The following is a 9,430-nucleotide window of genomic DNA, read 5'->3' as shown; positions in this document are numbered from 1 at the left end:
TGGGGCGGGAAGGAGACGACCTGCTCGCGCATGTCGACCTTGCTGCGCACCGAGTCGACGAACGGCACCAGCAGGTTCAGGCCCGGGCTCAACGTCGTGCGGTACCGACCCAGTCGTTCCACCACGTCCATGCGCTGCTGGGGCACGATCTTGACGGCTTTGAGCAGGGTTATGACGATCAGAAGAGAAATTACGGCGACGACTGTGCCGACAACTGGGTCCATGCGTGTGCCACCCCTTACGAAGGAATTGGTCGATCGAGGCCGGAGCCGACGGCATCGCCGGGTAGGCCTTCACGCCACACCAACGCGGTGCCGTCACTGACATCGACGATGCGTACCCGCTCACCGGGTTCACACGTGCCCATTCCGTCGAGTGTGCGCGCCTGCCACAGTTCGCCGTCGATCCTCACCATGCCGCGGCCGGCGTCCACCTGCTCCACCACGACCGCCGAAGCACCCTGCATCGCCTCCATACCGATGCCAGGGCCGGCCGACCGGCTCAGCCGCCGCCGCAGCGCCGGCCGTACCGAAACGAGCGTGAGAGCCGAGACCGCGACGAAAACACCGGCTTGACCCCACACACAGGCGCACCCAGCCCGGCCGCGCCCGCCGCGGCAGCGGCTCCGGCGGCGAACATCAGCAGAAACAGGGTGGTCGTATAGATCTCAGCGACGGCGAACGCCACTCCGAGAACAATCCACACCACTACGTCCATAGTTCGATGGTCACCGTTTCAGTCGGCGGAAACCACGACAGTTTCATGACTATCCGGCGCGGCGATCACCCGCCCGCCACGACCGGCGCAGGGAAGATGGCAGCGGGCGGTAGACCGGATTCCTTCCCCGTTCACAGGGCTGCACCACGGGGAGAGTCCGTTCCGAGGGCACCGCACGGTTGAAGGAGCAGGGGGCGGGTACGCCGTCACGATGCCACTCGATCCCCAGCCGCGCGGCCGTCGCGGCACTGTTGGTCACGCGTACAGTCCGCTCAACCTACGCCTGGCGTTGGCCGCCTTCGGTCTGGTTGTATCCGTCGTGTTCGCCGTTCTGCTGCTACGAGCTGGTGCCGCGGTTTTCGGCTGGTTGTTCGTCGCGCTGGCCGTCGTCGCCGCGGTCGATCTGGTCGTGGTGCAGCTCCGGCGCCGGTCTCGCCGTCGCGCCGAGGGTGACGGACATTCGCTGTTCGAGTAACCGCCAGGCCGGTCGGTCGCGGCCCGGCAGCCGGCCCTGATTCGGGCTGATGGACCAGGCCGGGACTTCACATGTCCGTCGAAGCCGCCGGCGACGTCGGTCGAGGGAATACGACGGGACAGGTTCAGCCATCGCCGCGCTGGAGACAAGACTCATCGGTCTGACGGTGACTGGGGGTGGAGAGCCCGCAGGGCCTGATTCCGATCGCTGTACGTGGCGAAGGACCCATGGAGGCCGGCACCGGCCAGAGTTCGGCGCACCACAGCTGCGGGCGCCGCGAGACACATGCGACGGCCCCGGCGGTCGGCCAGCTCGTCGGCCTGAACCAGCGTCCCCAGCGACGCGCAGTCGATCAGTGTCACATCGGTAAGGTCGACGACCACGTCGGCGCCGCGCTCCAACCGGGAGGTGACGCAGTCGCGTAACTGCTCGACGACAGCCAGGTCGATATCGCCGTGGAGTTCGACCACCGCGGTGTCATCGTGTCCGGCGGCCGGCGTGACGATCTGATCGGCGGCTGTACCAACCAGGGTTGATGTACCCATCCTTCGCTCCACCTCTCCATCGTCGAACGACGTTCAGCGTCAGACTGACTCGCGGCGATGGCGGAATGCTTGCGGTGGCACGACAGGTCAGTGACAAGAAGTGACGGCGTCATGACCTTGGGGCCCTGGTCTATCGCACGAGGAGCAGATCGAACCTCGCCAGGCGACTGGCGAACTCCACGGAGCAACACAGCGGTCTCGCCGCACAGTGCTGCAGCACATCACGACCCTGCTTCCACGGTAAGCGCCCCATGACAGCGCAGCAGGACGGTTCCCATCGGACTCGTGCCGCATCGACGACCGGGCGGTGCCCTTGGCCGACACCGCCCGCGCCGGAACCGTGGAAGCAGAGCTGGGCGACGTTCCTGGTGCAGCACTGGCTCGCGCCGGAGGCCTGCCCCGCCGGTACGTCGACCGTCTTCCCGGCGACGGGTTCACCTCCCTCAACACGGTGTCGACGGTCGGCTCGCTCGAGTAGGCCACGTCGTCCCCGCCGTAACTGCATAACTTCGACCGGATCTTTCAGATCCGTTCCGATTGGCCGCTTCGTGAAGTTCCCCGAGATCGCCGCCGGACGCGAAAATCCCGGCGGCCCGCCCGAGGGCGGCGCCCGGCCGCTGTCGGAGGATTCGCACGGCAGCGCGCGTTACCGGGACGAATCCGGGAAGAGTGCGACTGATTCCTCGTGACCAGACCGTCCAGGTCGGCGGCTCCGAAGGCGGAGAAGATGCAGCCGCTCGGCCTGCCGGACGCCTGATCTCGAGGCCGGTTCCGCGAACGCACGCTCGGCCCAGCCCGGGGACTGGTCCGGTCCGGCCCCTGCCCGGTCGGGAGAATCGCCGGTCGTGACGTGGACGACCGTGCCGAGGCTCTCCCCGTCGGCGTCGACCACGCACATGCCGACGTGAACCTTCCCGATGGGACCGCGTCGCGCAAAGTGCCGTCCGCTTCGGTCCACGCTGACGGCCGGGTGTGGCACCGTCCGCGCGGCCCCATGACGGAGGCGTGACATCCCGGGCGAGCACCAGCGAACAGCGGCACCGTGCTGACACAGAACTGTCATGGGTAGGGCGGCACAGGGTGGGGATGACTTCCAGAGAGTTCGATCAGATGGAGGAAACCATGCCGAACATCCAACAGCCCGAGATGCGTCGAAGCGGTGAGACCCGCTTGGTCCAGGACAGCGACGGTCCCGACGGAACCACCGGTAAGAGCCCCCGCGCCGAGCATCGCAAGGTGCCGGCCGACCAGCAGTCGCCGTACGGTCCCGGCGCCACCACGGGCGGCAGTCCGCAGGAGCCCCGCGGACGCGAGGCCGAAGGCGAATAGACCCCGACCACACCTTGCCGGACCATCGAGAGGACCAGCACATGCAACTGGGAATGGTGGGGCTCGGGCGGATGGGGGCGAACCTCGTCCGCCGGCTGACCGCGGCCGGTCACGACTGTATCGTCTTCGACACCGACCCGGAGGCGGTCCAGGCGCTCGTCGCTGACGGCGCCACCGGGAGCAACTCGCTCGAGGACCTGGCTGATCGGCTCGAGCAGCCGCGAGCCGTCTGGGTGATGGTGCCTGCCGGGGACCCCACCAGCGCTGTCGTCGACCACCTGGCCCGCGTTCTGGCCCCCGGCGACACGGTGATCGACGGCGGCAACTCCTACTACCGGGACGACATCGCTCGCGCGGCGGCGCTGGCCGAGCGTGACATCGACTACCTCGACGTCGGCACCAGCGGTGGGGTGTGGGGCCGCGAGCGCGGCTACTGCCTGATGATCGGGGGCGACACCGCGGCGGTGCAGCGACTTGCCCCCGTGTTCGCCGCGATCGCCCCGGGCGTCGGCGCCGAGCCGCGTACCCCCGGACGGGGCCCCGAGCCGGTCGAAGCCGAACACGGCTATCTGCACTGCGGCCCCGCCGGTGCCGGACACTTCGTCAAGATGGTGCACAACGGCATCGAGTACGGCATCATGGCTGCCTACGCCGAAGGCCTCAATATTCTGCGCAACGCCGGCATCGGCGCCACCGCTCAACAGGCTGACGCTGAAACCGCGCCCATGACCGACCCTGAGTTCTACCGGTACGACCTCGACCTCCCGGCTGTGGCCGAGGTGTGGCGCCGGGGCAGTGTCATCTCTTCGTGGTTGCTCGACCTCACAGCAGCCGCCCTGGTCGAATCACCGGACCTCGAGGATTTCTCCGGTCGCGTGTCGGACTCCGGTGAGGGCCGCTGGACCGCGATCGCCGCGATCGAGGAGGGGGTCCCGGCCCCGGTGCTTCTGACCGCGCTCACCTCACGGTTCAGCTCCCGTGGGCTCGACCGGTTCGCCAGCAAGACCTTGTCCGCCATGCGCGAGCAGTTCGGCGGGCACGCCGAGAAGCCGGCATGAATCGCGCCCGTCCGGAGTCGTCGGCCCCGAGAGGGCCGGCGCGACGTCCGGTGGGTGCCGGGTGATCGGCGGTCCACCATGGCCGCTGCTGCCCAGCACGATCGCCCTGGTCGTGGCCCTGGCCGTGATCATGTCGGTTGGACGGCGGCTCGCCGGCCACGGCAGATGTTCTGGCCGACCGCACCGGCATGGGCGAGGCCGCGGCCGGGGCCTTGCTGCTCGGTGCGGTGACCTCGCTGCCGGGCATCGGTACCACTGTGGTGGGCTCGCTCGGCGGCGACGCCCAGTTCGCCTTGGCGAATCCGCTGGGCGGGATCGCTGTCCAGACCGTGTGGCTGGCCATCGCCGACCTGCTGTACCGGCGGTCGAACATCGAGCACGCGGCGGCCTCGCTGGAGAACGTGCTGCAGTCGCTGGTCCTCATCGCGCTACTGGCGATCCCGGTGGTGGCCTACGCCACGCCGACGCTGCGGCTGGGCTGGGTGCATCCGGCCAGCCTGGCCATCCCGCTGATCTATCTGTATGGGTTACGGCTGTTTAGACGGCTCCGGAAGGAGCCGATGTGGACGGCCAAGGAGACCCCCGACACCCGCCGGGACGAGCCGGACGAGGCGGGCGACCAGGCGAGTACGGCGATGCTGTGGTGGCGGCTGGCCGCGCTGGCCGCCGTCGTGGCCGGCACGGGCTTTCTCATCGGACAGGGTGGGCTCGGCGTCGTCGCAGCGACCGGACTACCCAGCGGCCTGGTCGGCTTCACCCTCACCACCGTCATCACCTCGTTGCCCGAACTTGTCACACTCATCGCCGCGGTCCGGATCGGTGCTCTGAACCTCGGCATCGGCAACATCATCGGCGGCAATGCCTTCGACGCCCTGATGATCTTCCTCGCGGACGCCTCGTACCTGCGGGGTTCGGTGTATTCGGACGCCTCTTCGGAAGCGCTGCTGCTCGCCGGGTCAACGACTCTGATGACCGTCGTCCTGACCGCCGGACTGATCATGCGAGACCGGCGCGGGATCGGGTTCGAGGGAGTGACGATCCCTGTCATCTACGTGGCCGCCGTGATCCTTCTCCTGGTCCGGGCGGCCTGATCAGATCCGGCGGCAGGCCTCTCCGCTCCGGCTCGAAGCGCTGGCGCCTCGTGCATGTCACCGTCGGCTTCCGGCGGGCCGCCGCGCTCGACTGCACGTCAGCGGAGACCTCGACAGCGACATTGCCCCGCAGCTGACCGGTGCGTTCACCACCGCGATGATGACGTTACCCGCCGTCGTAGAGATGAACCTGGCCGACGTGACCTTCTTCGACGCGGCTGGAGTCCGCTGCCTGCTGGCGTGCCGAGAAGCGACGGACTCGGCTGAAGCGGCCTTGCTGCTGTGCGATCGAGCGCAGTCAGATGATTTTCCGAACGGAACGGTGAGTACTGGTCAAGCCTGGCTGGTCGGTGGCAGTGCGGACAAGTTGCCTGCCTGCGCCGAGGAGATGACGCTGAAGCGGCCGTCGGTCTCGAGCACCACGGCGGCGACGTCGGTGAGGTCGCCGATGCCCTGCGATCGCACCGCCTGCCGGATCTCGCTGTCGGTCACCCGCTGTGCGCGCATCGCATCACGTAGCATCACACCACCGGAGAACAACACAGTCGGCTCGGACTTGAGCATCGCGCGCACCGTCCGGGATCGGATCGACAGCCACGTGGCCAGCAGCTGCAACAGGACGAGCAGGGCCAGCGCGATCAAGCCTTCGATCAGCGCAACGTCACGCGACAGCAAAATCGTGGCCAGGGTCGAGCCGATCGCCACCGTGACGACGAGGTCGAAGGCGTTCATCTTGGCCAGCGTCCGCTTCCCGGACACCCGGAGAACCGCGATCAGGTAGACGTACGTTATTGCTCCGACCACGGCGATCCGCCACAGATCGGTCCAGCTTTGAAAAAACATGCCGTAGGCGTACCCGCACCGGCGGCCGGCATTCGGCATCACCGATCACTGTAAATATGCGCCGTCAGTGCATTAACATCGCCGGATGGCTGTCGATCCGGACCGGGAGTTCCTCGCTACGTTTCTGGCCGACGAGCCGGACCATCCGGTCGTCATGCTGAACCTGCTGCGGTTCGCGCCCGGCGGCCGCGAGCTCTATCGGCAGTACTCGACCGCCTTCGCCGACAAGATCGCTCACCGCTTCGGAGTGCAGGTCGTCTACGCCGGCGACGGCCGCGAAGCGATCGTGGCCGAAACCGGTCAGCAATGGGACGCCGTCCTGCTCGTGGCCTATCCGAGCCGGCGAGCGCTCGCCGAGATGGTCACCGATCCTGAATACGTGAAGATCAGTCCACTGCGCTCGCGGTCCTTGAGCGAGGCGGTCCTGCAACCGACACGGCCGTGGGGGCGGCTGCTCCCACCCGTCCAACCGGAGCCATGACGGCAGCCGTCGTCACCGGGGCTGCGTGTGTTGCGCTCCGGGTCCGGCCGAGGTACGCGTGGCCGCGCCGCTGAGCAGCCGGGCCGAGTTGACCAGGCCGACCAGGCTGAACGCCTGCGGTGTGTTGCCGAGCTGGCGGCCGGCTACGGCATCGTACTCCTCCGCCAGCAAGCCGACGTCGTTGCGTAGTCTGAGCAGACGCTCGTACGTCTGCTCAGCCTCGGTGCGACGGCCGATCATGTGCAGGGCGTCGACCAGCCAGAACGAGCAGGCCAGGAAGGCCCCTTCGGCGCCGGGCAGGCCGTCGACGTCGTCGTGATCCGGGCGGTAGCGCAGAACGAGACCGTCCGCGCAGAGATCGTGTTGCACGGCGGCGACCGTGCCGGCGACCCGGGGGTCGTCGGCGGGCAGGAATCCGACGCGGGGAATGAGCAGCAAGGCGGCGTCCAGGGCGGTCGAGCCGTACGACTGGGTGAACGTGCCCAGGGCCGGGTCGTAGCCCTTCGCGCACACCTCGGCGTGGATGTCGTCGCGGATGGCCCGCCACCGGTCGGCGGGGCCATCGAGGCCGTGTTGCTCGACGGCGGTGACGGCACGGTCGAAGCCGGCCCACGCCATCACTTTGGAATGCACGAACTGCCGCCGGTCACCGCGGACCTCCCAGAGGCTGTTGTCCGGTTGCCGCCAGTTGCCCTCCAGGAAGTCGAGCAGCGCCCGTTGCAGGTCCCATCCCGCGTCGGTGGCGGCGATCCCGGCCTCCCGGGACAGGTGCATCCCGTCGAGCACCTCACCCCAGACGTCGAGTTGCAGCTGCCCGGCCGCGGCGTTGCCGACCCGGACCGGTCGCGATCCCTCGTACCCGCTCAGCCAGTCCGCCTGGTACTCCGGCAGGCGGCGGGTGCCGTCGAGCCCGTACATGATCTGCAGATCGGCCGGGTCGCCGGCGACGGCCCGGAGCAACCATTCGCGCCAGGCCCGTGCCTCGGCGACGTACCCGGTGCCCAGCAACGCCTGCAGGGTGAACGTGGCGTCGCGCAGCCAGCAGTACCGGTAGTCCCAGTTGCGTGGGCCGCCCAGTTGTTCGGGCAGGGAGGTGGTGGCGGCGGCGAGGATGCCACCGGTCGGGGCGTACGTCAGCGCCTTGAGCAGGATGAGCGAGCGGCGCACCGCTTCGGGCCAGCGGCCGTCGTAGTCGCACCGGCTCATCCAGTCGCCCCAGAACCGCTCCGTTTCGGCCAGTGCGCGGAAAGCGTCGACCGGCTTCGGCCGGGGCAGGTGGGACAGCTGATGGGTCAGGACGAACGGCACCCGTTCCCCCGCCCGGACGGTGAATTCCGCAGTCGTGACGCGGTCTCGTCCGTGCAAGGGGACGTCGGTGCGCAACCAGACCGCGTCCGGGCCGGCGACAGCTGCCAGGTCCCCGCTCCGGCGGCGTACCCAGGGCACGACGCGGCCGTAGTCGAAGCGCAGGACGAGTTCCATCCGCATCGGCACCGCGCCGGAGACGCCCTCCACGATGCGCACCACGTCGGCGGCCTCGCCGCGAACGGGCATGAAGTCGATCACCCGAACGGTCCCGTCGGGAGTCCGCCACTCAGTGCTCAGGATGAGCGAGTCACCCTGGTAATGGCGGGTCGTCGCGCCGCCGGCCCCGGCCGGCGCGATGCTCCACCGTCCCGCTTTCTCGTCGTCGACGAGCGCCGCGAAGCAGGCCGCCGAATCGAAGCGAGGCAGGCACAACCAGTCGATGGAACCGTCGCGGCCGACCAGCGCCGCCGATTGCAGGTCGCCGATCAGGGCGTAGTCCTCGATCCGTCCGGGCATGACGGCCCTCCTCAGGCGGTGAGGTCGAGGACGACTTTGATGTCGTCGGGCCGGGCGTCGAGGGCTTCGGCGAACCGGTCGAGCGGCACCCGCCGGGTGATCAGCCGGGACAACCACTCCACGTCGGCTTTGGCCAGCGCGTCCGCGGCGGCGGCGTAGTGACTGAGGTTCGCGTTCACCGAGCCCAGGACGACGTCGTTCTCCAGCACCATGTCCCGGTTGACCGCGCCCAGGTCCACGGAGATCTTGCGGCCGACCGGGGAGACGCCGGTCAGGCACACGATGCCGTACGACGCGGTGTTCGCCATGGCGTCGAACACCACCCGCGACGCCCCGGTCGCCTCGATGAGGATGTCAGGCTGGGCCCCGGCCACCACATCGCTGATGCCGGTGCTGTGGTACTGCGCGCCCAGCGCCGCTACGGCCTGCGGTTTCGGGCCGTCGGAAACCAGGTCGAGCACGTGCACCTCGAGGCCGCGTTGCACGCCCAGCAGGGCCGCGAGCAGCCCGATGGGCCCGGCGCCGGTCACCAGCACCCGCCGCGGCTCGAACCACGAGCGGGCCCCGACCCGCTCGATCTGCTCCCACGCTTTGGCCACTACGGTCGTGGGTTCCATCAGCACCCCGACGCCGGCCAGCGCGGGGTCCAGCTTTACCGCGTACGCCGTTTCGACCGTCCACAGCTCGCTGCCGTACCCGTCGATCTGTTTGATTCCGCGTTCGGTGTAACTGCCGTTGCGGCACATGTCGAACTCGCCGTGTGCGCAGGCGCCGCAGGGCACCGGGTCGGGGCGGCGCACCACCCCGACGACCAGATCACCGGGTGCGAAGCCGGAGTCCGCCGGAGCCGTCCGGACCCGGCCCAGGGACTCGTGGCCCAGCACCAGCCGGTCCCGGCCGGGTGGGGCCCAGCCGTAGTCGCCGGCCACGATCTCGCGGTCGGTGCCGCAGATGCCCAGGGCCAGCCCTTCGACCAGCATCTCACCCGGACCGGCCTGCGGATCCGGCACGTCACGGACGTCGGCCGAGCCGGACTCGAGCGGTTTCACGGTCACAGCACGCATGAC

General features: G+C 68.9%; 11 protein-coding genes and 1 pseudogene. 6 read left to right on the top strand and 6 right to left on the bottom strand.

Annotation, left to right across the window (positions count from 1 at the left end):
• Window positions 1–224: SPFH domain-containing protein (locus M1L60_RS44680; protein ID WP_369077259.1), on the bottom strand; the 224-nt coding region annotated here is incomplete at its 3' end.
• Between the two features lie 14 nt (window positions 225–238).
• Window positions 239–717, bottom strand: a pseudogene (locus M1L60_RS44675) (NfeD family protein).
• A gap of 211 nt (window positions 718–928) precedes the next feature.
• On the opposite strand from M1L60_RS44675, the gene M1L60_RS44670 reads away from it, so the two are divergent.
• Window positions 929–1,192, top strand: coding sequence for a DUF6343 family protein (locus tag M1L60_RS44670; protein ID WP_253243697.1), 264 nt, complete (start codon window positions 929–931; stop codon window positions 1,190–1,192).
• Window positions 1,193–1,344: 152 nt separating this feature from the next.
• Here M1L60_RS44670 and M1L60_RS44665 read toward each other — a convergent pair whose 3' ends face one another.
• Window positions 1,345–1,749, bottom strand: coding sequence for an STAS domain-containing protein (locus M1L60_RS44665; protein WP_253243696.1), 405 nt, complete (start codon window positions 1,747–1,749; stop codon window positions 1,345–1,347).
• Window positions 1,750–2,044: 295 nt separating this feature from the next.
• On the opposite strand from M1L60_RS44665, the gene M1L60_RS48610 reads away from it, so the two are divergent.
• The 4 genes from M1L60_RS48610 to M1L60_RS44645 all read left to right on the top strand — a co-directional run bounded on the left by M1L60_RS48610 (window position 2,045) and on the right by M1L60_RS44645 (window position 5,215).
• Window positions 2,045–2,215, top strand: coding sequence for a heme-copper oxidase family protein (locus M1L60_RS48610; RefSeq protein WP_253243700.1), 171 nt, complete (start codon window positions 2,045–2,047; stop codon window positions 2,213–2,215).
• A 644-nt stretch (window positions 2,216–2,859) separates the two neighbouring features.
• Window positions 2,860–3,066 (top strand): hypothetical protein, encoded by a 207-nt coding sequence (locus tag M1L60_RS44655; protein WP_253243695.1) that lies wholly within the window; start codon window positions 2,860–2,862, stop codon window positions 3,064–3,066.
• A gap of 14 nt (window positions 3,067–3,080) precedes the next feature.
• Window positions 3,081–4,124: a phosphogluconate dehydrogenase (NAD(+)-dependent, decarboxylating) gene (gnd, locus tag M1L60_RS44650; protein ID WP_369077258.1), complete on the top strand. Its 1,044-nt coding sequence runs from the start codon at window positions 3,081–3,083 to the stop codon at window positions 4,122–4,124.
• Between the two features lie 137 nt (window positions 4,125–4,261).
• A complete protein-coding gene (locus M1L60_RS44645; protein ID WP_253243693.1) occupies window positions 4,262–5,215 on the top strand; it encodes a sodium:calcium antiporter in 954 nt (317 codons plus the stop codon).
• 333 nt (window positions 5,216–5,548) lie between these two features.
• On the opposite strand, the gene M1L60_RS44640 is transcribed toward M1L60_RS44645, so the two are convergent.
• On the bottom strand, window positions 5,549–6,097 hold the full coding sequence (locus tag M1L60_RS44640) for a DUF421 domain-containing protein (RefSeq protein ID WP_253243692.1): 549 nt from the start codon (window positions 6,095–6,097) through the stop codon (window positions 5,549–5,551).
• 46 nt (window positions 6,098–6,143) lie between these two features.
• On the opposite strand from M1L60_RS44640, the gene M1L60_RS44635 reads away from it, so the two are divergent.
• Window positions 6,144–6,539: a DUF1330 domain-containing protein gene (locus M1L60_RS44635; RefSeq protein WP_253243691.1), complete on the top strand. Its 396-nt coding sequence runs from the start codon at window positions 6,144–6,146 to the stop codon at window positions 6,537–6,539.
• A 12-nt stretch (window positions 6,540–6,551) separates the two neighbouring features.
• Here M1L60_RS44635 and M1L60_RS44630 read toward each other — a convergent pair whose 3' ends face one another.
• Both M1L60_RS44630 and M1L60_RS44625 read right to left on the bottom strand, forming a co-directional pair.
• Window positions 6,552–8,363, bottom strand: coding sequence for a glycoside hydrolase family 15 protein (locus M1L60_RS44630; protein ID WP_253243690.1), 1,812 nt, complete (start codon window positions 8,361–8,363; stop codon window positions 6,552–6,554).
• Window positions 8,364–8,374: 11 nt separating this feature from the next.
• Entirely contained in the window at window positions 8,375–9,427 is a 1,053-nt protein-coding gene (locus tag M1L60_RS44625) for a glucose 1-dehydrogenase (protein WP_253243689.1), read from the bottom strand.
• Window positions 9,428–9,430 lie beyond the last annotated feature (3 nt).

The organism is Paractinoplanes aksuensis (genome assembly GCF_024137025.1).
Taxonomy (GTDB): Bacteria; Actinomycetota; Actinomycetes; order Mycobacteriales; family Micromonosporaceae; genus Actinoplanes; species Actinoplanes aksuensis.
This window is presented reverse-complemented; position numbering and strand designations above follow the sequence as displayed.